The organism is Mesorhizobium sp. B2-8-1 (assembly GCF_006440955.1).
GTDB lineage: Bacteria > Pseudomonadota > Alphaproteobacteria > Rhizobiales > Rhizobiaceae > Mesorhizobium.
On the sequence record NZ_VFTX01000008.1, the window covers coordinates 184,200 to 207,645 of the forward strand.

At 64.3% G+C, this 23,446-nt stretch carries 20 protein-coding genes, 1 other RNA gene and 1 pseudogene; 6 read left to right on the forward strand and 16 right to left on the reverse strand.

Annotated elements, in window-relative coordinates:
* Position 1: 1 nt before the first annotated feature.
* From bfr to FJ428_RS21015, 3 genes are all read right to left on the reverse strand, one after another.
* On the reverse strand, positions 2 to 487 hold the full coding sequence (gene bfr, locus FJ428_RS21005; RefSeq protein WP_140817666.1) for a bacterioferritin: 486 nt from the start codon (positions 485 to 487) through the stop codon (positions 2 to 4).
* Positions 453 to 764, reverse strand: coding sequence for a (2Fe-2S)-binding protein (locus FJ428_RS21010; protein WP_140523850.1), 312 nt, complete (start codon positions 762 to 764; stop codon positions 453 to 455). Before FJ428_RS21010 ends, bfr begins: the two co-directional genes overlap by 35 nt.
* Positions 765 to 872: 108 nt before the next feature.
* On the reverse strand, positions 873 to 2,162 hold the full coding sequence (locus FJ428_RS21015) for an imelysin family protein (RefSeq protein WP_140880048.1): 1,290 nt from the start codon (positions 2,160 to 2,162) through the stop codon (positions 873 to 875).
* A gap of 438 nt (positions 2,163 to 2,600) precedes the next feature.
* On the opposite strand from FJ428_RS21015, the gene FJ428_RS21020 reads away from it, so the two are divergent.
* From FJ428_RS21020 to FJ428_RS21030, 3 genes are read left to right on the forward strand one after another with little or no spacing between them, the layout of a single operon-like run.
* Positions 2,601 to 3,854 (forward strand): FAD-dependent oxidoreductase, encoded by a 1,254-nt coding sequence (locus tag FJ428_RS21020; protein ID WP_140663989.1) that lies wholly within the window; start codon positions 2,601 to 2,603, stop codon positions 3,852 to 3,854.
* A 37-nt stretch (positions 3,855 to 3,891) separates the two neighbouring features.
* Positions 3,892 to 4,122: a type II toxin-antitoxin system ParD family antitoxin gene (locus FJ428_RS21025; RefSeq protein WP_140496834.1), complete on the forward strand. Its 231-nt coding sequence runs from the start codon at positions 3,892 to 3,894 to the stop codon at positions 4,120 to 4,122.
* Between the two features lie 11 nt (positions 4,123 to 4,133).
* Entirely contained in the window at positions 4,134 to 4,454 is a 321-nt protein-coding gene (locus tag FJ428_RS21030; protein ID WP_181167355.1) for a type II toxin-antitoxin system RelE/ParE family toxin, read from the forward strand.
* Between the two features lie 54 nt (positions 4,455 to 4,508).
* Here FJ428_RS21030 and FJ428_RS21035 read toward each other — a convergent pair whose 3' ends face one another.
* A complete protein-coding gene (locus tag FJ428_RS21035; protein ID WP_140880049.1) occupies positions 4,509 to 5,786 on the reverse strand; it encodes a 4-aminobutyrate--2-oxoglutarate transaminase in 1,278 nt (425 codons plus the stop codon).
* 466 nt (positions 5,787 to 6,252) lie between these two features.
* Between FJ428_RS21035 and FJ428_RS21040 the strand changes: the two genes are divergently transcribed.
* Genes FJ428_RS21040 through FJ428_RS21050 form a run of 3 tightly spaced genes read left to right on the forward strand, consistent with a single transcriptional unit; the run spans position 6,253 to position 11,566 of the window.
* A complete protein-coding gene (locus FJ428_RS21040; RefSeq protein WP_140880050.1) occupies positions 6,253 to 7,392 on the forward strand; it encodes an efflux RND transporter periplasmic adaptor subunit in 1,140 nt (379 codons plus the stop codon).
* Complete coding sequence (locus FJ428_RS21045) at positions 7,389 to 8,468, forward strand: efflux RND transporter periplasmic adaptor subunit (RefSeq protein WP_140880051.1); 1,080 nt, start codon at positions 7,389 to 7,391, stop codon at positions 8,466 to 8,468. Before FJ428_RS21040 ends, FJ428_RS21045 begins: the two co-directional genes overlap by 4 nt.
* Positions 8,465 to 11,566 carry an efflux RND transporter permease subunit gene (locus tag FJ428_RS21050; RefSeq protein WP_140880052.1) on the forward strand — a complete coding sequence of 1,034 codons (3,102 nt, stop codon included), beginning with the start codon at positions 8,465 to 8,467 and terminating at the stop codon, positions 11,564 to 11,566. Before FJ428_RS21045 ends, FJ428_RS21050 begins: the two co-directional genes overlap by 4 nt.
* Positions 11,567 to 11,602: 36 nt before the next feature.
* On the opposite strand, the gene FJ428_RS21055 is transcribed toward FJ428_RS21050, so the two are convergent.
* The 12 genes and pseudogenes from FJ428_RS21055 to ffs all read right to left on the reverse strand — a co-directional run bounded on the left by FJ428_RS21055 (position 11,603) and on the right by ffs (position 23,444).
* Positions 11,603 to 12,349: an ABC transporter ATP-binding protein gene (locus FJ428_RS21055; RefSeq protein ID WP_140880053.1), complete on the reverse strand. Its 747-nt coding sequence runs from the start codon at positions 12,347 to 12,349 to the stop codon at positions 11,603 to 11,605.
* Positions 12,346 to 13,206 (reverse strand): ABC transporter ATP-binding protein, encoded by an 861-nt coding sequence (locus FJ428_RS21060; protein WP_140513126.1) that lies wholly within the window; start codon positions 13,204 to 13,206, stop codon positions 12,346 to 12,348. Before FJ428_RS21060 ends, FJ428_RS21055 begins: the two co-directional genes overlap by 4 nt.
* Complete coding sequence (nikC, locus tag FJ428_RS21065) at positions 13,203 to 14,129, reverse strand: nickel transporter permease (protein ID WP_140496850.1); 927 nt, start codon at positions 14,127 to 14,129, stop codon at positions 13,203 to 13,205. Before nikC ends, FJ428_RS21060 begins: the two co-directional genes overlap by 4 nt.
* A gap of 139 nt (positions 14,130 to 14,268) precedes the next feature.
* Positions 14,269 to 15,336, reverse strand: coding sequence for an ABC transporter permease (locus tag FJ428_RS21070; RefSeq protein ID WP_140880054.1), 1,068 nt, complete (start codon positions 15,334 to 15,336; stop codon positions 14,269 to 14,271).
* Between the two features lie 9 nt (positions 15,337 to 15,345).
* Positions 15,346 to 16,989 carry an ABC transporter substrate-binding protein gene (locus tag FJ428_RS21075; RefSeq protein WP_140496855.1) on the reverse strand — a complete coding sequence of 548 codons (1,644 nt, stop codon included), beginning with the start codon at positions 16,987 to 16,989 and terminating at the stop codon, positions 15,346 to 15,348.
* A 253-nt stretch (positions 16,990 to 17,242) separates the two neighbouring features.
* Complete coding sequence (locus tag FJ428_RS21080; protein WP_140880055.1) at positions 17,243 to 18,520, reverse strand: lytic murein transglycosylase; 1,278 nt, start codon at positions 18,518 to 18,520, stop codon at positions 17,243 to 17,245.
* Between the two features lie 197 nt (positions 18,521 to 18,717).
* Positions 18,718 to 19,323, reverse strand: coding sequence for a recombination mediator RecR (gene recR / locus FJ428_RS21090; RefSeq protein WP_140496859.1), 606 nt, complete (start codon positions 19,321 to 19,323; stop codon positions 18,718 to 18,720).
* A 98-nt stretch (positions 19,324 to 19,421) separates the two neighbouring features.
* Entirely contained in the window at positions 19,422 to 20,381 is a 960-nt protein-coding gene (locus FJ428_RS21095) for a cell wall hydrolase (protein WP_140523817.1), read from the reverse strand.
* Positions 20,382 to 20,576: 195 nt separating this feature from the next.
* Positions 20,577 to 20,984: a hypothetical protein gene (locus tag FJ428_RS21100; protein WP_140670846.1), complete on the reverse strand. Its 408-nt coding sequence runs from the start codon at positions 20,982 to 20,984 to the stop codon at positions 20,577 to 20,579.
* Positions 20,985 to 21,055: 71 nt separating this feature from the next.
* Positions 21,056 to 21,385: pseudogene (locus FJ428_RS21105) on the reverse strand (YbaB/EbfC family nucleoid-associated protein); the annotation flags it as partial.
* Positions 21,386 to 21,409: 24 nt separating this feature from the next.
* On the reverse strand, positions 21,410 to 23,242 hold the full coding sequence (locus FJ428_RS21110) for a DNA polymerase III subunit gamma/tau (protein ID WP_140880056.1): 1,833 nt from the start codon (positions 23,240 to 23,242) through the stop codon (positions 21,410 to 21,412).
* Between the two features lie 105 nt (positions 23,243 to 23,347).
* Positions 23,348 to 23,444: signal recognition particle sRNA small type (gene ffs / locus FJ428_RS21115), an RNA gene on the reverse strand.
* Positions 23,445 to 23,446: the final 2 nt, after the last annotated feature.

The window sequence follows — 23,446 nt, forward strand, 5'->3', positions numbered from 1 at the left end:
CTTACTCCGCCTCGTCCGCCGATGTGGCATTGAGCTGGCCGTATTTTTCCTCGCCGATCGAGGCAAGCAGATCGAGCTGCGTCTCGAGGAAGTCGATGTGCCCCTCCTCGTCGGCCAAGAGTTCCTCGAACAGTTTCATGCTGACATAGTCGCCGGCTTCGTTGCAGACCTCGCGCGAGCGCTTGTAGGCGGTGCGAGCGTCATACTCGCCGGCAAGGTCGGATTCGAGCACTTCCTTCACGTTCTGTCCGATACGCAGCGGCGCCACGGACTGCAGATTGGGGTGCCCTTCCAGGAAGATGATCCGGGCCACGAGCTTGTCGGCATGGTGCATCTCCTCGATCGATTCGGCGCGTTCCTTCTTGGCGAGCTTGGCGTATCCCCAGTCCTCCAGCAGACGGAAATGGACCCAATACTGATTGACGGCACCAAGCTCCAGGAACAGAGCCTCGTTAAGCCGCTCGATGATCTGTGGTTCGCCTTTCATGGGTTCTGCTCCCGTATTGGACGCGCAGGCCTCTGACGCGATCCAGATGTGAAACGATGTCCACGCCGCTCGCCTGCGAGCGGGCGTGGTAGTTCTCGGTGACCCGAATGATCGTTTCGACCACATTTGGGAAGCAGCCGCAACAGCGACCGCGCTTGTGCATGGCGTGATAGACTTTTGCCGGCACGATGAGCTGCCAGGGATCCTGGTCCAGCAGCCCGACGATCGTCTGCTCAATCTCCTTCTCGGTGATGATGTTGCAATGGCAGATCAGCATATACTTGCTCGGATGGCTGACGGCGCCTTCCGCGCCGTGTGGCTTGACTCGATCTTCCCCGCGCCGAAGCCCTTTGTGACTTCGGCCCGGGCTTCCAGGCTTCGACGCTTACTGGAACACCTTGTCCGGCGCATCGAGGCTGTCTGAACCCTCAAAGGCGATGGCGTTGAGCTTCAGCGCGCCGACGGCGCGTTCGACCGATTTGGTCTGGTCGATCAGTGCGTCGATTGCCGCCTGCACCGTGGCGTTGCCCTCGGTGTTGCCTTCGGCGATCTGCTGGTCGTAAGCCTCGCCGCCTTCGGCGCGGGCCTTGATCGCCTCCATCTTGGCGACGGTGACATCGAGCTTGTCAGACAGTTCCTTGTCGATGGCCGGATCAGCCGCCTTGACCATGTCCGCCACCGACGGCCCTGAAATAACGGTGCCGTCCAGCCTGGTGTAGCTGGCGTGATAGGCGGCGCGGATGCCGACGGCGTCATAGAGATGGGAATTGTAGGTGTTGTCGGAGAAGCAGTCATGCTCCTCTTCCGGATCGTGCAGCAGCAGGCCGAGTTTCATGCGCTCGCCGGCGAGTTCGCCGTAGGAGAGCGAGCCCATGCCGGTGAAGATGGCCGAAATGGCGGCGTTCGGCTCGCCGTCGACCAGGTTCTTGCGCGCAGCGCCGCCTTCCTTCCAGTCGCCGACCATCTCCTGGAGGTCGGACACCAAAAGCGTGCTGGCTGACTTCAGATATTCCGCGCGGCGGTCGCAATTGCCGCCGGTGCAGTTCTTGAGATCATAGTCGGTGTAGGGGCGCTCGCCGGCGCCCGGTCCGGTGCCGTGCAGGTCCTGGCCCCAGAGCAGGAACTCGATGGCATGGTAGCCGGTGGCGACATTGGCCTCCACGCCGCCCGCCTCCTGCAGCGTGCCGGCGAGGAATTCCGGCGAAAGCTTCGAGGCGTCGGCCTTCTTGCCGTTGATCTCGATCTCCTTGTTGGCGATCACATTGGCCGTATAGAGCGAATTCGCGTCGGATTCGGTGCCGTAGCTCTTGGCGACATAATCGATCAGGCCTTCGTCCAGCGGCCAGGAATTCACCTTGCCTTCCCAGTCGTCGACGATCTTGTTGCCGAAGCGGTAGACCTCGGTCTGCTGGTAAGGAACGCGCGATGCCTTCCAGGCCTCGCGGGCGGCATTGAGCGTCTCGGCCGAAGGCTTGGCCAGCAGCGCGTCGACCGCCTTGTCGAGCGCCTGCGCGGTGGTCAGCGAATCCTCGTATTTGGCAAGCGCGATGTCGGCATAGGTCTTGATGACCGCCTTGGGATCGCTCTCGGCTTTGGCCGGCAGCACGAACACCGCCGCCGTCAGCAGCGCCGTGGCCCCGATCGCCGCAAGCCTGCTGCCATGTCGTGCCGTCATTATCGCTCTCCAGTTTTTCGGGAATTTTGTGAACGGCGCGCGCGACAACCGGCGCCAGGCCATGTGCAGGCCGTCATTCGCGGGGCATGCCGCGCTGTCGCGCGGGTCGAAGAAGAAAGACACCAAAATGCCTCCAATCGAAAGGGTTCAAGGCCCAGACATCAAAGGGATGCGCCGATGCGCGAGGCCCCATAAAGCTTCAGGACCGATGGAAGTCAACGAAAATCGACAGGAAAACTCAATCGAAACAACAGTTTAGAATTATTCTAAACTGCGATAGTCAACTTTAGCCGCCTGCACCGTGTGCCGACTTCATCGCCGAACTGTCCGATTGACAGCCGCCGTTCCGGGTGCGACCCGCAAATGGCCTCTTGCGGCGGCGCCAGACAATTGCCACGTGGCGAGACATCCTAAAATCAAGCTTGGGATCGGAATGCGATGAAGAACGGCGTGGTCATTGTCGGTGCGGGACATGCGGGCGTGCAGGCGGCGGCAAGCCTGCGCGAGGACGGTTATGACGGGCCGGTGATCCTCGTCGGCGACGAGAACGAGCTGCCCTATCACAAGCCGCCGCTGTCGAAGACCTTCATCAAGGATGCCGAGGCCAAGCCACAACCCTTGCGTGGCGAGGCATTTTACACCGGCAGCGCCGTCGACTACCGGCCGGGCGTTCGGATCGACCGCATCGATGCCGGACGTCGCCGTTTGGAGATATCAGGCGGCGGCGAACTTGCCTTCGATCATCTGATCCTCGCCACCGGCTCGCGCCCGCGCCTGCTGCCGCTGCCCGGCGCGGATCTGTCCGGTGTAGTGTCGCTGCGCTCGCTTTCCGATGCGCGGCTGATCCGGGACTTGAGCACACGGAGCGAAGACGTCGTCATCCTCGGCGGCGGCTTCATCGGGCTGGAGATCGCGGCGACGCTGCGCGCGGCCGGCCGCACCGTAACGGTCGTGGAAGCGGTCGACCGGCTGCTTGGCCGCGCCGTGGCGCCGATCGTGGCGGGCCATGTCCGCCAGCGGCTGGAAGCGACCGGCGTGCACATTCTAACCGGCACCACGATCGCAAGGCTCGAAGGCGAAAACGGCCATGTCACGGCCGCGATCACCTCGTCAGGCGAAAGGCTGCCGGCGCGCATGGTCGTCGTCGGCATCGGCGCCGTGCCCAATGTCGAACTGGCCGGGGAAGCCGGCCTCACCATCGCCAACGGCATTCGCGTCGACAACCAGATGCGTAGCTCGGTGCCGGAAATCCTCGCCATCGGCGACGCCGCCTCCTATCGGCATTGGTTCACCGGCGGCGACGTGCGGCTGGAATCGGTACAGAACGCCACCGACCAGGCGCGGCTTGCCGCGCGCACCATAACGGGCCATGCCGACGCCTATTCGGCCGTGCCCTGGTTCTGGTCCGACATCGGCGACATGAAGCTGCAGATGGTCGGCCTGACATCCGGCGGCGACAGCCATGTCGTGCTGGGCGATCTCGCCGACAACAAGTTCTCGATCTACCACTATGCCGCAGACAGGCTGCTCGGCATCGAATCGGTCAACCGCCCCGGCGACCACATGCTCGGCCGCAAGATGCTGAGCGCCGGCTTCTCGCCGGCGCCACAGACGGTGGCAGCGGGGCCGGACGGATTGAAAGCGGCGCTGGCCGCGTTCCAGAACAAAGAGTCAGCCGAGGCCAGTGCCTAAGATTGCCAATTTTTGCCATAGGCTATAAAATGCCTGAATGAGCACCATGAACATCTCCCTGCCGGAAAGCTTGAAGCATTTTGTCGATCAGCAAGTGACCGATCGCGGCTATGGCACGAGCAGCGAGTATGTGCGTGAATTGATCCGCCGCGATCAAGATCGTCAGCTTCTGCGCGGCTTGCTCCTTGAGGGCGCATCGTCCGCCCCGGGCGCTCCGGTTGACGACGATTATTTCGCCGCGCTGCGGAAACGGGCGCAGGGCCAATAGAGTAGGTGCCCATAAAGGCGATCATTCCTCGAAAACTAGCCCTGCGGGATGTCGAGGATGCTGTCGATTACTATACGCGAGAAGCTGGTTCGCGCGCGGCATTGGGCTACATCGAGGAGCTTCAAAACGCCTACAAACTGCTAGCCAGCCATCCGGCATCGGGCTCTCTGAGATATGGCTACGAAATTGGATTGCCTGGTCTGCGTAGCGTGCAAGTCAGGCGCTATCCATACCTGATTTTTTATCTTGAACAGACCGACCATATCGATGTTTGGCGGGTGCTGCACGCCAAGATGGACATTCCAGCCTGGTTACAGAATCCGAGCTCCTGACGGCACGTTCACCGGGCTCAGTGTAAGCCGTCAGGAGAAATGGGCGCCGGCCCTTCAGGCAGCGCGAACCTCGCGGATCGAGCTTTCCAGAATGTCGAGCGCCTCGTTCATGATGCCGTCCTGGATGGTGAGCGGCGCCAGGAAGCGGATGACGTTGCCGTGAACGCCGCAGGTGAGCAGGATCAGCCCCTTGTCGAGCGCCTTCAGCCTGACCGCATTGGCCATCTCCGCCGATGGCAAGCCCTTCCTGACGTCGTTGAACTCGACCGCGTTCATGAAACCGGGGCCACGGATGTCGACGATTTCGGGGACGTCGTCGCGGATCGAGCCCAGACGCTGCTTCAGCCTGGCGCCGAGCGAGTTGGCGCGGTCGCACAGTTTCTCTTCCTCGATCACGTCAAGCACCGCGTGCGCGGCGGCAACGCCGATCGGGCTGCCGCCATAAGTTCCGCCCAGCCCGCCGGGGCCAGGCGCATCCATGATCTCGGCGCGGCCGGTGACCGCCGCCAGCGGAAAGCCGCCGGCCAGGCCCTTGGCCATGGTGGTGATGTCGGCGGTCACCTCATGGTGCTCCATGGCAAACATCTTGCCGGTGCGGGCAAAGCCGGTCTGCACCTCGTCGGCAATGAGCAGGATGCCGTGCTGATCGCAGATCTTGCGCAGCGCGGTCATGAAATCGCGCGGCGCCTCGTAGAAACCGCCCTCGCCCTGCACCGGCTCGACGATGATGGCCGCGACCCTGGCCGGATCGACGTCGGCCTTGAACAGGCGATCGAGCGCTGCAAGCGAATCGGCCACCGACACGCCGTGCAGCGGCACCGGGAAAGGAGCGTGGAAAACGTCGGCCGGCATGGCGCCGAAGCCGACCTTGTAGGGCACGACCTTGCCGGTCAGCGCCATGCCCATGAAGGTGCGGCCATGGAAGCCGCCGGCAAAGGCGATGACGGCCTGGCGGCCGGTGGCATTGCGGGCGATCTTGATGACGTTCTCGACCGCCTCGGCGCCGGTGGTGACGAAGATCGTCTTCTTCTCGAACTTGCCCGGAAGTATGCCGTTCAGCCGCTCGGCCAGCCGTACATAGCTCTCATAGGGCACCACCTGGTGGCAGCTGTGGGTGAAGCGGTCGAGCTGCGCCTTGACCGCCTCGATGACCTTGGGGTGGCGATGGCCGGTGTTGACGACGGCGATGCCGGAGGAGAAATCGATGTAGCGGCGGCCCTCGACATCCCAGATCTCCGAGTTCTCGGCCCGGTCGGCGTAAATCTGCGTGGTCATACCGACACCGCGCGAGATCGACTGGCTCTTGCGTTCGGAAATGGCTGAGTTCTTCATGATGTCCCTCATAGGGCCGGCGCCCGTTCTGCTTGATAAGATGTCTTCTGGGCTTATTTCATGCTTTCCTCAAGTCGGCACCGCCGGCAGGCGATTGGGCCTGAGGTATCGCGCCTGACCAGCCGGCGATATCCGTACCAGGGCAACGGACTGCGTTAACGGGTTCGGAGCCTTCGCGGCGCGCTGTTGAGGATCATTGAACGGAAAAACCCGCCTGTGCGGCGGGTCCCTGGCGCAACTCAGCACCATATCCAAATATCTATCATAGTTGCCTTCACCTCGTCAAGGAAAAAATTCCTATCACGAAAAGCTGCCCGGCCGGGACTGGCCGTCGTCAGGCCTTTGCAAACCCGAGTCGGATGCCTGACACGGGTACGAGTCCGGTTTCCTTTTTCGGGAGATCGACTATCGTGCCGGGATCCGCGAGGCATCGCGATCGGCGAGCGGCCTGCGGCTGAGGGAACCCATGAGCAGGAACGCGACATCGTCCGTCTCGCCGCCATCGGTCAAACCTTCCAATTTTTCGACTTTTTCCATCGGCGTAGCGCTTTTCACTTGCACGGCCGTCCTGCTTTTGGCCGGCTGCCAGAAACAGGAAGCGGCCGAGAAAAAGCTGCCGATCATGGTGCGCACCGAGACCGTGGCGATGGCCGACTATGCGCCGAGAACCGCGCTGACCGGGGTGATCGCGGCGCGCACGCTGAATAATCTGTCGTTCCGGGTCGGCGGCCGCGTCGCCGAACGGCTTGCCGATGTCGGCCAGCATGTCGACAAGGGCGCGGTGCTTGCCCGCATCGACCCGCAGGAGCAGGAATCCGATTTGCGCTCGGCGCAGGCCGATCTCGACGCGGCGCAAGCGCAGTTGACCCAGTCCGCCGCCGCCTTCGAGCGGCAAAAGACGCTGCTTGCCCAGGGTTACACCACCAGGCGCGACTATGACGCCGCCGACCAGGCATTGAAGGTGGCGCAAGGCAGCCTCGACGCGGCGCAGAGCGCGCTCGCCAATGCCAAGCAGAACCTGTCCTTCACCGAACTCAAGGCTGGCGCCGCGGGCGTCATCACCGCCCGCCAAGTCGAAACCGGCCAGGTGGTGCAGGCTGCGCAGACCGTCTTCACCGTCGCCGAGGACGGCGACCGCGACGCGGTGTTCAACGTCCAGGAGACGTTGGTCGCCAGAACGCCGACCTCGCCGGCGGTGACGATCACGCTCCTGTCCGACCCGCAGATCAGGGCAACGGGCAAGGTGCGCGAAATCTCCCCGGCGGTCGATCCGGCGTCGGGCTCGATCCGGGTCAAGGTCGGCATTGCCGATACGCCCGCCGGCATGCCGCTGGGCGCGGCCGTCATCGGCTCGGTCGGCGCCAAACCGGCCAAGGCGATCCTGCTGCCCTGGCAGGCATTGACGTCCAGCGCCAGCAAGCCGGCGGTCTGGATCGTCGATCCCTCGACCGGTACGGTGACGATGGCACCGGTCGAGGTGCTGGCTTTCAATTCCGGCACCGTCGTCATCGCCAGGGGATTGGAGGAGGGCCAAAGCGTCGTCACCGCGGGCGGACAGCTGCTCAGTGCGGGTCAGAAAATCGAGATATCGGGAGCGGGCCGATGAGCCGGCTGCCGCGCCTCCTGCTTGGCGTGATCGCGCTTGGCGCGCTCGCCGCCTGCTCGAAGTCGGAGGAGAAGCCGCCGGAGATCATCCGGCCGGTGCTGTCGGTGGTGGTCGAGCCGCGCACCACGGAGGTCTTCGGCTTCGCCGGATCGGTCGAGCCGCAGGTCAGCGCCGATCTCGCCTTTCGCCTGCTCGGCCGGGTCGTGTCCCGCGACGTCAATGTCGGCGACATCGTCAGCAAGGGCACGACGATCGCGGCACTGGACCCGACCGCATTGGAGCTGTCGGTCCAGGCGGCCAAGGCCGAGCTCTCCAATGCCGAGGCACAGTTTGCCAATGCCGCCGCCAGCGAGGAGCGCCAACGCCAATTGCTTGCCAGCGCCAACACCACGCAAGCCGTGTTCGATGCCGCGCAGCAGGCGAGGACGGCGGCCGAGGCCAGTGTCGAGCGGGCCAGGGCCTCGCTGGCCAGATCGCAGGAGCAGCTCGGCTATGCCAGGCTGTTCTCGGATTTCGACGGCGTCGTCACCGCTGTCGGCGCCGAGGTCGGCCAGACGGTCTCCCCCGGCCAGACGGTCGTCACCGTGGCGCGCTCGGACCCGCGCGAAGCGGTGGTCGATATTCCCGACCAGTTGACCGGCGATCTCACGGCCGGCACGCCGTTCCAGGTCATCCTGCAATCGCTGCCGACGATCCGGACCGAGGCCAAGCTGCGCGAGATCGCGCCGCAGGCCGAGGGCTCGACGCGCACGCGGCGCGTGCGGCTGACGCTCACCGATCCGCCGCAGGCCTTCCGGCTCGGCTCGACCGTGACCGCAACGCGCATGACCACGGTGGAGCCGACGATCGAACTGCCGCTGTCGGCGCTCTTCCAGAGGAACGGCTCCGACAGGGTGTGGATCGTCGATGCGCAGACATCGAGCGTGAGCACGCGCGAGATCAAGGTTGCCTCCAGGAACGGCGGAACCTTCACGGTGGCTCAGGGGCTGGAAGCGGGAATGCGCGTCGTCACCGCCGGCGTCCACAGCCTGACCGAAGGCCAGAAGGTCAAACTGCCCGCGGGAGGGGCCTCATGAAGGGCTTCAACCTCTCCGACTGGGCGCTCAACCACCGCTCGATGGTCTGGTATTTCATGCTGGTCTTCGTTGCGGCCGGCATCTTCTCCTACCTCAACCTCGGCCGCGAGGAAGACCCCGCCTTCACCATCAAGACCATGATCATCCAGGCCAATTGGCCCGGCGCTTCGGTCAAGGAGACGGTGCAGCAGGTGACCGACCGCATCGAGAAGAAGCTCGAGGAACTCGACAGCCTCGACTACACCAAATCCGTCACCACAGCCGGCCAGACCGTCATCTTCGTCAACCTGAAGGACACTACCAAGGCGCGCGATGTCGTGCCGAACTGGATTCAGGTGCGCAACATGGTCAACGATATCAAGGCGCAGTTCCCGCAAGGCGTCCAGGGGCCGTTCTTCAACGACCGTTTCGGCGACGTCTACGGCAACATCTATGCCTTCACGTCGGACGGGCTGACGCCGCGCCAGCTGCGCGACTATGTCGAGGATGTCAGGACAAAAATCCTGACCGTGCCGAATGCCGGCAAGGTGGACCTGGTCGGTGCCCAGGACGAGGCGATCTACCTCGAATTCTCGACCCGCCAGATCGCGGCCCTCGGCCTCAACCAACAGGCGATCGTGGCAAGCCTGCAAGCGCAGAACGCGATCACGCCGTCCGGCGTCATCCAGTCCGGCCCGGAACGCATCAGCGTGCGGGTCGGCGGCCAGTTCACCTCCGAAGACAGCCTTCGCGCGATCAATCTTCGCGTCAACGACCGCTTCTTCCGGCTGAGCGACGTGGCGACGATCACGCGCGGCTATGCCGATCCGCCAACGGCACTGTTCCGCTTCAACGGCCAGGACGCGATCGGGCTTGCCATCGGCATGAAGCCCAACGCCAATCTGCTCAAATTCGGCGAGGCGCTGCATGAGGCGATGAACAAGGTGCTGGCAGACCTGCCGGTCGGCGTCGGCGTGCATCTGGTCGCCGACCAGCCGGTCATCGTCGAGGAAGCGGTCTCGGGCTTTACGCGCGCCTTGTTCGAGGCGGTGGCCATCGTGCTGGCCGTGTCCTTCATCAGTCTCGGCATGCGCGCCGGCTTCGTCGTGGCGCTGTCGATCCCGCTGGTGCTGGCCATCACCTTCACGGTCATGTCCTATCTCGGCATCTCGCTGCAGCGCATCTCGCTCGGTGCGCTGATCATCGCGCTCGGGCTTCTGGTCGACGACGCGATGATCGCGGTCGAGATGATGGTGGCGCGGCTGGAGGTCGGTGATAGCCTGCGCAAGGCGGCGACCTATGTCTACACATCGACCGCCTTTCCGATGCTGACCGGCACGCTGGTGACCGTCGCGGGCTTCATTCCGATCGGCCTCAACAACAGCGCCGCCGGCGAATACACCTTCACCCTGTTCGTCGTCATCGCCGTGTCGCTGCTGGTGTCGTGGATCGTGGCGGTGCTTTTCGCGCCGCTGCTCGGCGTCACCATTCTGCCGGCGGCGATGAAGACGAAGCATCACGACCAGCCGGGCCGCTTCACCTCGCTGTTCCGGCGTGCCCTTGTCGGCTCGGTGCGCCATCACTGGCTGACCATCATCGCCACGGTGCTGTTGTTTGCCGCCTCGATCGCCGGCTTCGGCCTGGTGCAGCAGCAGTTCTTCCCGCCATCGGACCGGCCGGAGCTGATCGTCGACTGGAACCTGCCGCAGAATTCCTCGATCGCCGACACGCGCGAGCAGATGGAGCGGTTCGAGCAGCGGGCGCTGGTCGGCAATCCCGACATCGACCATTTCTCGTCCTATATCGGCCAGGGCGCGGTGCGCTTCGTGCTCGCCTATGACGTGCAACCGGCCAATCCCTATTTCGGCCAGACGGTGATCGTCACCAAAAGCATCGAGGCTCGCAACCGGGTGAAGCCGGCGCTGGAAAAGCTGCTGCGCGAGGAATTCGTCGGCACCGACGCCTTCGTGAAGCTGCTCGAACTCGGACCGCCTGTCGGCCGCCCCGTGCAGTACCGCGTCGGCGGGCCCGACATCCAGACGGTGCGCGCGCTGGCGCAGCAATTCGCCGGCGTCATCTCGGCCAATCCCAAGCTCGCCGCGCCGACCTTCGACTGGAACGAGCCGCAGCGCGTGCTCAGGGTCGACGTGCTGCAGGACAAGGCACGCCAGCTCGGCATCACCTCCTCCGACATTGCGAGCGCGCTCAACAGCACCGTCGGCGGCGCCACCATCACGCAGGTGCGCGACGCCACCTACCTGATCAACGTCGTGGCGCGCTCGCGCGAGGCCGAACGCGGCTCGATCGAGACTTTGCAGAACATGCAGCTGCCGACGAGCACCGGCGAGGCCATCCCGCTCGCGGCGGTGGCCAATTTCCGATACGAGCTCGAACAGCCGACGGTGTGGCGGCGCGACCGCATCCCGACTATCACCGTGCGCGCCGGCCTGGTCGGCGACGTTCTGCCGGCAACAGTGGTCAACGAATTGAAGCCATCGGTCGATGCCTTCATCGCCAAGCTGCCGCCGGGCTATTCCGTCGAGACCGCCGGCTCCGTCGAGGAAAGCGCCAAGAGCCAGGGGCCGATCGCGGCCGTCGTGCCGCTGATGCTGTTCGTGATGGCAACCATCCTGATGGTCCAACTGCAGAGCTTCCAGCGCCTGTTCCTGGTGGTGGCGGTGGCGCCGCTCGGGCTGATCGGCGTGGTGGCGGCCCTGGTGCCGAGCGGCGCACCGCTCGGCTTCGTCGCCATCCTCGGCGTGCTCGCCCTGATCGGCATCCTGATCCGCAACTCGGTCATCCTGATCGTGCAGATCGAGGACCTTGTCGCGGAGGGCAAGGACCGCTGGGCCGCCGTCATCGAAGCGACGGAACACCGCATGCGGCCGATCGCCCTGACGGCCGCCGCCGCCAGCCTGGCGCTGATCCCGATCGCGCGCGAAGTGTTCTGGGGACCGATGGCCTACGCGATGATGGGCGGCATCATCGCGGGTACTGCGATCACGCTGCTGTTCCTGCCGGCGCTTTATGTGACGTGGTTCAGGATCAAGGAGCCGAAGCGAGGGCAGGAAAGCACTGCGCCGGCCGATGATGCCATCCCGGAAAGCGGCAGGGCCTGAAGACAAGGGGCGATCAGCGTCGCGTTGAAAGTTCAGCTACACCCTCACAAACCCGTCGCTGGCCCGCAAGAGATTGCGCGTGTAATCCTTCGTCACGCGCCGCTCGACCAAGTCACCCGCCGTCAAATTCTCCACCGCCTCGCCGCTTTGCATCACCATCAGGCGCTCGCACATATGGGTGATGATGGCGAGGTCGTGGCTGACCATCAGGAAGGTGAGCTTGCGCCGCCGGCGGACCTCCTCGAGCAGGTTGAGCACCTCGGCCTGCACGGAGGCATCGAGCGCCGAGGTCGGCTCGTCGAGCAGCAGGACCGACGGTTCGAGGATGAGCGCGCGCGCGATCGCCACGCGCTGGCGCTGGCCGCCCGACAATTGATGCGAGTAGCGGAAGCGGAAGCCGTTGCCGAGACCGACCTCGTCGAGCGCCCGCTGGATGCGCTTTTCCCCGTCGCCAAAACCATGGATGGCGAGCGGCTCCTGCAGCAGGCGGTCGATGGTCTGGCGCGGGTGCAGCGAACCGTACGGATCCTGGAACACCATCTGCACTTCGCGGTAAAAGGCCTTGTCGCGGCGCGCGCCGAGCTTCTTGCCGTTGACCACGATGCTGCCCGAAGCGACCGGCGCAAGGCCGGCGATCGCCCTGAGCAGCGTCGATTTGCCGGAGCCGGATTCACCGACCAGGCCGAAGGATTCGCCCGGCTGCACGTCCAGGCTGACACCCTTCAGTGCGCGAAAGCGGTCGAAGATGACCTCCAGCCCGTCGACGGCGATTGCTGATGTCATGCCGCCCACTCCGGCTTGCGGTCGAGCACCGGCAACGGGTGACGATCGGCGCCGATCTTGGGCATGCAGTTGAGCAGGCCGCGCGTGTAGGGATGCTGGGCGCGACCGAGTTCGGAGGCCTTGAGCTGCTCCACCACCTTGCCGGCATACATGACGATGACGCGGTCGCAAAAGGACGAGACCAGGCGCAGATCGTGCGAGATGAAGATCAGCCCCATGCCGCGCTCGCCGACCAGCCGGTCGAGAATGCCGAGCACGTCGAGTTGCACGGTGACATCGAGCGCCGAGGTCGGCTCGTCGGCGATCATCATTTCCGGCCCGGCGATCAGCATCATGGCGATCATGGCGCGCTGGCCCATGCCGCCGGAGACCTCGTGCGGATGCAGGTCGAAGACACGCCGGGGGTCGCGGATCTGCACGGCTTCCAGCATGGCCAGCGCTCGCTCCCGCGCCTCGGCCTTGGAGACCTTCTCATGCGTGCGCAGCGTCTCGACGATCTGGCGGCCGATGCTCATCACCGGATCGAGCGAATATTTCGGATCCTGCAGGATCATGGCGATGCGGTTTCCCCGCAATGCCCGGCGCTCACGTGGCGATGCGGCCAGAAGGTCGATGCCGTCGAAAGCCAGCCTCTTCGCCGATATCCGCGCCTGGGGCGGCGTCAGCCCCATGATGGCACGGCCGGTCTGCGACTTGCCCGAGCCGCTCTCGCCGACGATGCCGAGCCGCTCGCGGCCTAGCGAGAAGGAAACGCCGCGCACCGCCTCGATCAGCCCGGTGCGCGTCGGGAAGGTGACGCGCAGATCGTCGACTTCGAGCAATGCGCGTTCCGGCCGTGTCCTCGTTTCGCCGTTCATTGGTCGCCGCTCCGCGGGTCGAGCGCGTCGCGCAGGCCGTCACCCAGCAGGTTGAAGCCGAGGCTGACGATCAGGATGGCGAAGCCCGGCGCGCCGGCCACCCACCATTGGTCGAGCACGAAGCGGCGGCCCGAAGCGATCATCGTGCCCCATTCGGGCAGCGGCGGCTGCGCGCCGAGGCCGAGGAACCCGAGGCCGGCGGCGGTGAGGATGATGCCGGCCATGTCGAGCGTCACGCGGATGATCAGCGAGGAGATGCAGAGCGGCATGATGTGGCGCAGCACGATGCGGAAGGGCGAGGCGCCCATCAGTTCCACCGCCTTGATGTAATCGGAATTGCGCACGGTCAGCGTTTCGGCACGCGCGATGCGGGCATAGGGCGGCCAGGAGGTGATGGCGATGGCGAGCACCGCGTTCTCGATGCCGGGGCCGAGGGCCGCGACAAAGGCCAGCGCCAGGATCAGCTTGGGGAAAGCGAGGAAGATGTCGGTGATGCGCATCAGTATGGCATCGGTCCAGCCGCCGGCATAGCCGGCGACGGTGCCGACCACGAGGCCGATGGGGGCGGCGATGATGGCGACCAGGATAACGACATAGAGCGTCCAGCGCGAGCCGTAGAGAATGCGCGAGAGGATATCGCGGCCGAGATCGTCGGTGCCGAACCAGTGCTCAGCACTTGGCGCCAGCAGGCGCGCATTCTTCAGATCGCCGAAAGTCGGCGAATAAGGCGCCAGCACCCCTGCAAGGGCGGCAATGACCAGCAGCGCGATGATGATGAGCAGGCCGAGAAAGGCCAGCCGATTGGCGGAAAAACGCCGCCACGCGACATAGGCGCGGCCGAGCCTCGCCTGCATGCGCGAGGCCGGCCGCTCGCTGAGCAGCCAGTCGCGGCGGGAGAGGGGGGCGGCGTCGGAGGCGGTCATGACGATGCCTCTTGGCGCTGTCGGCCCCCACTCCGGTCTGCTTCGCAGACCAACTCTGCCCCGTTCGACGGGGGAGAGGAAAGGTGGCCCGAAGGGCCGGGGTGGGCCGCAGCCGAGCCTGAAAGTGGGATTCCTCTGCTCATCTTACCTTGGTCCTCGGGTCGAGCACGCGGTAAAGCAGGTCGGACAGAAGATTGATGGCTATGAACACCGAACCGATGACGATGGTGCCGCCGAGCACCGCGTTCATGTCGGCATTCTGCAGCGAATTGGTGATGTAGAGGCCGATGCCGGGCCAGGAGAAGACCGTCTCGGTCAACACCGAACCTTCGAGCAGCCCGGCATAGGAGAGCGCGATCACTGTCACCATCGGCACGGCGGCATTGCGCAATGCATGAGCCCAGATGATGCGGGTTTCCGACAGGCCCTTGGCGCGCGCGGCGACGATGTATTCCTGGGTGAGTTCGTTGAGCATGAAGGAGCGCGTCATGCGGCTGATATAGGCGAGCGAGAAATAGCCGAGCAGCGAGGCCGGCAGGATGATGTGGCGGAAGGCGTCCCAGAAGACATCCCACTGCCCCTGCATCGCCGAGTCGAGAAGGTAGAAGCCAGTGATCGGCGTGAAGGTGTATTCGTAGACGACGTCGAGCCGTGCCGGGAAAGCAACCCATTGCAGCTTGGCGTAGAACAGGACGAGCCCGAGCAGGCCAAGCCAGAAGATCGGCACGGAATAGCCGATCAGGCCGATGACGCGGACCACCTGGTCGATGAGGCTGCCGCGCCTGACGGCAGCCAGCACACCCAGCGGCACGCCGAACAGCGCGCCGATCAGTGTCCCCAACGTCGCCAGTTCCGTCGTTGCCGGAAGGGCGCGGCGGATGTCGGTCATGACCGGATTGGTGGTCAGCACCGAGGTGCCGAAATCACCGTTGAGAGCATTTTTGACGTAAATGTAGAACTGCTCGATCAGCGGCAGGTCGAGACCCATCTCGCGGCGCGTGCGTTCCACGACATTGGCCGGCGCCCGGTCGCCGAGCACGGCCAACACCGGGTCGATGGGGATGACGCGGCCAATGAAAAAGGTCACCGCGAGCAGACCGAGATAGGTCGTGATCGCGATCACCAGGAAGCGGCCGATCGATGAGAAAATGGCGACGGCACGGGCGCTGCCGCGCCCTGCCGCCGCCTGATTTTCAGCTACGCTCATCCGCCGGCGCTATTCCTTGGAAACCGGCCCAACGAAATTGGTGTCGAAGCTCGGGCCGAGCGCGAAACCCTTGAGGTTCTTGCGCAACCCGGCGACTTCCAGCTGCTGATGGATGATGACGAAGGGACTGGTGTCCAGGATCTTCTGCTGCAGATCCTTGTACATGTCGGCGCGCTTGCCCGAATCCTTCTCCAGCAAAGCGGCTTCGGTTTGCTTGGTCAGGTCCGGAATATCCCAGGCGTTGCGCCAGGCCAGCGTCTTGGACTTGCCCTCATCCGAATTGTCCGGGTTCGAGGCAAAGGTCTGGGCATTGGAGTTCGGATCGAAATAGTCCTGGCCCCACTGACCGATATAGATGTCGTGGTTGCGGGCGCGGTACTTGGTCAACGTCTGCTTGCCGTCGCCGGGAATGATCTCAAGCTTGATGCCGGCCTGGCCGAGCGTCTGCTGGATCGATTCCGCCATGCCGGTTGTCGGCTGGCCGGTGCGCACATCCATGGTCACGCTGAAGCCGTCGGGCAGGCCTGCCTTGGCCAGCAGTTCCTTGGCCTTGGCGACGTCGAGCTTGAACGGGTTCTTGTCCAGTTCTCCGAGCACGCCCTTGGGCAGGAAAGTCTGGTGGATTTCACCGATGCCCTTGAGGATGGTCGAGCTCAGCGCGTCATAGTCGACCAGATATTTGAAGGCCTGGCGGACTTCGGGCTTGGCGAGGTTCTGGTTCTTCTGGTTGAGGCTGATGTAGTAGACAGTTCCCTTCGGCGCACTGGTTGTGGTGAGGTCGGCGTTCTTGGCAATGGCGTCGAGGTCGTTCGGCTCGAGATTGCGGGCGACGTCGATGTCGCCGGCCTCAAGCGCCAGGCGCTGTGCTGAGCTTTCCTTCATGTTGCGGTAGATGACGCGGGCAAGCTTTGCCTTTTCGCCGTAGTAATTGTCGTTCCGTTCGAGCACGACGGCCTCGTTGGCGCGCCACTCACGCAGCTTATAGACGCCCGAGCCGGCATAGCCGGTCTTCAGCCAGGCATTGCCGAAATCATTGTCCCATTTGTAGTCGGCGCTCGGCGTGACCGCCGCGACATGTTCCTTGACCAGCTTGGCGTCGACGACCGAGGCGACGGTGGCCGACAGGCAGTTCAACACGAAGCTCGGCGCATAGGCCTTGTCGACGATGAACTGGAAGGTGGTGTCATCGACCGCCTTGGCCTTTTCGGCGACATTGTCGCCGCTGATCCCGAACTGGTCGATGATGAAGGCCGGGCTCTTGTCCAGCTTGACGGCGCGTTCGAACGAATAGGCGACGTCGGCCGCGGTGATCGGGTTGCCCGAGGCGAATTTCAGGCCGGGCTTGAGCTTGAACGTGTAGGTCAGGCCATCGTCCGAGACGGTCCAGCTTTCGGCGAGGTCGCCCTTGACCTTGGAGGTGTCGCTGAGGTCGAGCCGGACCAGCAGGTCATAGGTGTTGCCGGTGACCTCGGCGGTCGACAGCTCGAATGCCTCGCCCGGATCCATGGAGATGATGTCATCGATGGCAAAGCCTTCGACCAGCGTGTCGGCTGGCGTGACCGCGCCAGCCGGCGCTCCCGCGAGAAGCAGCGCCGACATTGCGGCACCCGCAAGCAGAATGCGGGATCGTAGAGCAAGCTTTTCCATCATCATGGTGATTGTTCCCTGTTTTGTTGACCTGAGTTCCCGGCTCAGGGTTGCGGTGTTTTTCCAGGCCGACAAGGGCCCCCTTTGACCACTTACCGTCGTGGTTTTTGTCCAGTTGGTCAACAGCATATCCGGCGGCCTCGCGGCGGGCAACGAGCATTTATGCGTCGGCTCACTGGATCATAGTGGCAGGCGGGCGAGCGGGAGCATGCGAAGGCCAACAGAGGCCGGCAGTCGAGAAAAAACCCTGACTTGAGAGTTACTTCAGAGCAGCGACCAGGCCGGCATCGGGAAAGCAGGTGGCGGGCTTGCCGTTCTTTTCCTGCCAGGCGCCGATCGAGCGGCGGGTCTTGAAGCCGGGCAGCCCGTCGGCGCTGCCGACATCATAGCCCTTGGCCTCCAGCGCCCGCTGCAGGGCGGCGATATCGGAGCGGTGGAGGTCACCGACCGCGCCCCAGTTGCCGGAAAAATTCGCATCGCCATGGGCGATGCGATCGGCGCCATGGCCTATGAACAGGGCATAGAGGTCGCTGGTGTTGTATCGCTTCAGCACGTAGAAATTGGGCGTGGCGATGAAGGCCGGGCCGCTGCGGCCGGCCGGCATCAGCAGGAAGCCCTCTGCCTTCAGCTCGCTCGCCGGGAATGGCTTGCCGCCGACACGCTTGATGCCCATTGCGGCCCATTGCGAGATTGTCTTGCCCTGGTCGGGGCCTTCGAGCGAACAGGAGACGCTCTCCGGCACGGTCACCTCGAAGCCCCAGCCACGTCCCCTCACCCAGCCATAATGGACGAGATAGTTAGCGATCGAGGCGAGCACGTCAGGCGTCGAGCTCCAGATGTCGACACGCCCGTCGCCATCAAAATCGACGGCATGCTCGAGGAACGACGTCGGCATGAATTGCGGCTGGCCGAGCGCACCGGCCCAGGACGATTTCATCGCATTCACCGGGGCCAGCCCACGCTCGACGATCTCGAGCGCCGCCAGCAGCTCGGTGCGGAAGAAGTCCTTCCTCGTCGACATGAACGCCTTGGTGCCCAGCACCTCGAAGGCGTCGTAAGGCATCTTCGCCGCGCCGAATCCTGTTTCGCGACCCCAGATCGCCAAAAGGACCTCGCCCGGCACGCCATAGCGCTTTTCGATCGCGGCGAGCGTCCTGGCGTTGGCCGCCGCGCGCGTCCGCCCGCCCGATGTGACGGCGCGGATGGTCTTCTCGGCGAAATAGGCGCCGGGCGAGCCGAACTCGGCCTGATGCTGCTTCTGCGGCGTCTTCGGCTTCTCGCCGGGCATGACAAGATCGGGCAGCTTGAGATTGGGTTTGACACCGTCGAAAGCGGCATCGAAGGTCTGCTTGGAAATGCGCTTGGCCTTGGCGTCAGGCCACAGATCGCTCCGGAGCCAGGCGCGGAACTGGTCGTCGATCTTGGCGGCCGAGGCGGAGGTGGAGAGGAACAGTGCAGCCAGTATCGCCAGGAAAAACGCAAAGCAGAACTTGCGGAGGCCGCGTTCCTTGGCGCCCCCCTCTGGCCTGCCGGCCATCTCCCCCACAAGGGGGGAGATCGACCGTTGTCTCTGCCTTCGCCAAACACCGCCGTTGAAAAGGAGATGCTGGCTGCGAAATTGCCAATCTCCCCCCTTGAGGGGGAGATGTCCGGCAGGACAGAGGGGGGCGCCACGGAACGCCAACTTTTGAGGATGCGGGATCACCGTGACAAGCATCCTTCCCCGCAATCGCGTCAAAACGCCGTCCTGGAGCGCAGCGCTGCCGCCAGCGTGCCTTCGTCGAGATAGTCGAGTTCGCCCCCGACCGGCACGCCATGCGCCAGCCGCGTTATCTTCACCTCGAAACCGTGCAATTGATCGGTCAGGTAGTGGGCCGTGGTCTGGCCCTCCACCGTGGCATTGACGGCCAGGATGATCTCCTTGACCTCGCCGCCGGCGACGCGGTCGACCAATGAGCGGATGTTGAGCTGATCGGGGCCGATGCCGTCGAGCGGCGACAGCGTGCCGCCCAGCACGTGGTAGCGCACGTTCATCGCCGCCGCCCGCTCCAGCGCCCACAGATCAGAGACGTCCTCGACGACGATCAGCGTGCCGGCGTCACGGCGCGGATCGGTGCAGATCATGCAGGGGTCCGACGTGTCGACATTGCCGCAGGTGGAGCAAATGCGCACCTTGTCGGCCGCCTCGCCCATGGCGGCGGCGAGCGGCGACAGCAGCTGTTCCTTCTTCTTGATCAAATGCAGCGCGGCGCGCCTGGCCGAGCGGGGACCGAGCCCCGGCACTTTGGCCAGGAGCTGGATCAGGCGTTCGATCTCGGGACCCGCGATTCGCTTGGACATTGCCCTGATCTAGAGCAATTCCGCGAAAAGTGCGAAGCGGTTTTGCGTCCGGACCGCGTCTCCAACCAGCACCGGCAGGCCGTCAAGTGCGGCCCGCCTCAGTTGGTTTCGAGCGGACGGCTCTGGCTGACGATCATCGCGCCGATGGCATCGGTGTTCTCAGGCGTCGACTGGAATCCCATCGCCGCTTCCTGCGGCGCGCCCTGCACCGAGGAAATGACCTTCGTGTTCAAGGTCCCGCCAAAACGAGCGGCGTCCGGTTCCTCCATCGGCTCCTGCATCGCCACCATCGTCGGCTTTTCCTGGACGCGCGCAGACTTTGCGGCCGGCGCAGCCGATGCCGTCACGTAGGTCTGCTGGGCCGCCTTGCCGGAGCGCATCGGCTCCGCCGCGGCAGTCACGTAGGCCGCAGCGGTGCGATCGGATGTCTTGGCCGCCGGCTCGGCGGAAGCGACACGAGTCGCGGCTACTCCGGGCAAGGCTGCTGGCTGCTCGGCCGAGGCGACCGCGACCGTCGGCTCGTCCGGCAGCGGCTGCCAGTTGCGGCCGCGCTTCTCGTAGAACGCATTGCCGCCGGCGACCATGGTGTAATGCATGTTCTTGTAGGGGAAGCGCAGGCCCGCGGTGTGGAAATACATCGTGTTCTTGAGCTTGGCCTTGCGCTCGCCCTTGAGCACGGCGTCGGCGGCTTCCTCGACATCGGGCATGGCACGCGAATTCATCGGCCTGGTCATGACGCCGGGCGCGAACTGGCCGCGCTCGCCCACCACCGCGCAGATGGTGTCGCCATGTTTGCCGGAGCGCAGCCGGTTCATCACGACAGTGCCGACGGCGATCATGCCATCGCGGCTCGACCGGTTGGATTCGAAGAACATCGCCCTTTCCAGGCATTCCCTGTCCTTCGGCGTGTGGTAGCCGCGGGAGCTCAGGAAACTCGGCGTGATGGCGTCGGTCAGGCTGGACATGCCGTGTGACGCGGTCTGGCTGCAAGCGGCCAGGAACAGGGGAGACGTGACGACGCCGAGCAACAGCGGCGTCTTCCATCGCGTGGCAATCAACAGGTAACCCTCTCACTTCGATGCCCGCCCCCAGGCTGCGGCAAGAATGAGACACTTTCGGGCAAAATGATGGCTAAAACGTTATTGGTGAGATGCTGTTGCCAAACTGGCACAGTTACCTGGCAAGATCGGGCTTCAAGCCTTTGTTTTATGCACGCCCTTGTCCATGCCGAGACCGCTTTTGGGCGACATGCATTATCGCCCGGCTGAAATCGCAGCCGGCCGTCCTGGCTCAATTTCTTCGAATTTCTCCGAGAACAGCCCGCGCCTCAGGAACAATGCTCGCGCATTGCGGGCAACCGGCGCGATCTTTCCCGGCCAGTCGCTGTCGATGAACTCGGACCTGGTGAAATCGGGGTTGGCCTCTCCGGCAGCCTCCAGGAAATCCGCGATCTCCAGCACGATGGCGCGTTCTTCCTTCGAGAGCGCCGAAGTACCGGCTTCGATCGAGGGGCGATGCACGAAATCCTCGAACAGGTTGAAATAGCCCTTGATGCCGACGAGATCGACGCCGGCATCAGAATCGGCCAGGATTTCCAGGATCTCGTAGATCCTGTTGCGGATACGCTGCTCGATCAGCCTTTCGGACGGCTCTTCGGCCATGGCCAACTAGTCTTTGGCTTTATGCATGTCGTTATCCCCGAAACCCTCGCACACTCTTGGGCGACATGCATCTAGAACGGCAGTTTCATTCCCGGCGGAATCGGCAGGCCGGCGGTCAGCGCCTTGGTCTTTTCCTGCATGATCTGCTCGACCTTGGCCTTGGCGTCATTGTGAGCGGCCAGAAGCAGGTCTTCGAGGATCTCGACCTCATCCTCCTTGAACAGAGACGGGTCGATCTTCAGCGACTTCATCTCGAACTTGCCGGTCAACGTGACAATGACCAGGCCGCCGCCGGCCTGGCCGACGGCTTCGACCGTGGCGATCTCGTCCTGCATAGCCTGGAACTTGGCTTGCATTTCCTTCGCCTTGCCCATGAGGCCGAGAAGATCTTTCATGGTCCGATCCTTTGCAAAGTCGTGGTTTCGTCAGGGTTCGTCGTCGTCCGCCGGCGGCTCGACCGGCACTTCGGCTTCGACCGCGTCGGCTTCCGGCGCGTCGGGAATGCGCACGTCGATGATCCTGGCACCGGGAAACCGCGCCAGGATGGCGGCGACCGTCGGATCGCTCTTGGCATCGAGCAAAGCGTTCTCGCGCCTGGTCGATTCCATTTCGGCCAGCGTCTGGCCGCCCTCTTCCTTCGACAGCGACACCAGCCAGTTGCGACCGGTCCAGGCGCGCAGCTTGGTCGTCAAATCGTTGAGCAGCATTTTGGGCGCATCGTCGGTCAGGCTGACGTCGATGCGGCCGGGCTCGATGCGCACGAGGCGGATGCAGCGCTTGACCAGCACCTTGAAGGCGATGTCGCGCTGCGCGTCGGCAAGGGCGACAATATCGGCCAGCGATTTCAGCGATATTGGCTGCGCCTCCGGCGCCGGCTGCACAGGCGCAATGAAGGCGGCCGGAGCGGGCGCGGCTTCGACCAGCCGCATGGTCTGCGCGCCGCCCGACCCGCCGGGCATGCGCGCCTGCGTCACTGCGCTGGCGCCGTTGCCACCAGGAGCGCCGCCATTACCGGGGCTCGCCGGCGCGCCGTTCGAACGCGGCGCGGCGCCCGGCGCCGGCAGGCCGTTCTCCAGCGACCTCAATGCCTCGTCCAGCGTCGGCAGGTCGGCCGCGTGTGCCAGCCGGATCAGCACCATCTCGGCTGCACTTACCGGCCGGTTGGAGGACTGCACCTCCGGGATGCCCTTGAGCAGCATCTGCCACGTCCGCGACAGCACCTTGATCGAGAGCGTCCGCGCGAAATCGGCGCCGCGCTCGCGCTCGTCCTGCGACAGCGCCGCGTCGTCGGCGACGGCCGGAACGAAACGCAGCCGGGTGACGAGATGGTTGAATTCGGCAAGGTCTGTCAGCACGGCGGCCGGATCGGCGCCGGTGTCGTATTGCGCGCGCAATTCCGCCAGTGCCGCGGCAACGTCACCCTTCATGACATGTTCGAACAAATCGACGACGCGGGCGCGATCGGCGAGACCCAGCATCGCGCGCACGGCTTCGGCGCTGACCGCACCACCGCCATGCGCGATGGCCTGGTCGAAAATCGATTGAGCATCGCGCATCGACCCCTCGGCCGCGCGCGCGATCATCGCCAGCGCGTCGTCTTCCGCCTCGATGCCTTCCAGGCCCGCTATCCGGGCGAGATCAGCCTTCACCACAGCCGCATCGATGCGCCTCAGGTCAAAGCGCTGGCAGCGCGACAGCACGGTGATCGGCACCTTGCGGATTTCGGTGGTGGCGAAGATGAACTTGACGTGCGGCGGCGGCTCTTCCAGCGTCTTCAACAGGCCGTTGAAGGCCTGCGTCGACAGCATGTGCACTTCGTCGATGATGTAGACCTTGTAGCGGGCCGAGACCGGCGCGTAGCGCACCCGTTCGATGATGTCCCGGATGTCGTCGATGCCGGTGTGCGAGGCGGCATCCATCTCGATGACGTCGACATGGCGGCCTTCCATGATCGCCTGGCAGTGCTCGCCGAGCACGGCAAGGTCGACGGAAGGCTGGTCGATTGTTGCCGTTTTATAATTCAGGGCCCGCGCGAGAATGCGCGCGGTCGTGGTCTTGCCGACGCCGCGCACGCCGGTCAACATCCAGGCCTGGGCGATGCGGCCGGTGGCGAAAGCGTTGGTGAGCGTGCGCACCATCGGCTCCTGGCCGACCAGTTCGGAGAAATTCGCCGGACGGTACTTGCGCGCCAGCACGCGATAGGCGCCAGCCTTGCCTATCTCCAGGCTTTTTGGTCCCGAATTTCCGGCTTCGCTCATTCGCCCGCAAAACTCCAAATGGCCGCGCCAAAAGGCGGCCGATTCCTGCGCATAGTTTCGCCCGCGCTGCAATGCGTCGTCAACGTCGCGATAAGGGCCGATGAGGTGGGAGGCTGGAACAATGACCCGTTCCGGGCTCGTTAGGGCTGCTTCCTTCCGGACCTGACCCGGTTGGCGAGTGGATCGTCCACCACCAACCTCCCT